This window comes from Allokutzneria sp. NRRL B-24872 (assembly GCF_002155965.1).
Classification (GTDB): Bacteria; Actinomycetota; Actinomycetes; order Mycobacteriales; family Pseudonocardiaceae; genus Allokutzneria.
Map to the genome: position 1 here is coordinate 1 of NZ_MUMH01000378.1, position 607 is coordinate 607.

Below are 607 nucleotides of genomic sequence, written 5' to 3' on the forward strand. Positions count from 1 at the left end.
CCGCGCGGCGAGGTGGCTGCTGTCCAACCGCCCGCAGCCGCTGGCCGTGGGCGCCGACATCACCCGCTTCCAGCGCGTGGTCGGCGATCTCGCGCCGAAGGCGATGGAGATGCTGCGCGGCCGCGAGCTGGAGACCGTGCAGGCGCACGCCGATCGGCTGACGTCCTCCGGCGTCCCGGAGAAGCTGGCCTGCCGCGTCGCCTCGCTGCTCTACACCTACTGCCTGCTCGACGTCACCGAGGTGGCGGAGCTGGCCGAGCGCGAGGGCGGCCTGGTGCACGGCGGCGAGCACAGCCCGCGCCAGACGGCGGAGCTGTACTACGCGCTGTCGGAGCACCTGGACGTCGACCGGATGCTGGTCTCGGTGAGCGCGCTGGAGCGGGGCAACCGCTGGCACGCGCTGGCCAGGCTGGCGCTGCGGGACGACCTGTACTCCACGATGCGGGCGATCACCCTGGACGTGCTGCGCACCAGCGACCCGGACGACTCCGCGGACTCCAAGATCGCGAAGTGGGAGGAGGCCAACGCCTCCCGGCTCGGCAGGATGCGGGCGGCGATGCAGGAGATCAAGGAAGCCGGGCGGCTCGACCTGCCTACGCTGTCGGTG

At 72.5% G+C, this 607-nt stretch carries 1 pseudogene; it reads left to right on the forward strand.

Annotated elements, in window-relative coordinates:
• A pseudogene (locus CCN37_RS38160) lies at positions 1 to 607 on the forward strand (NAD-glutamate dehydrogenase domain-containing protein); the annotation flags it as partial.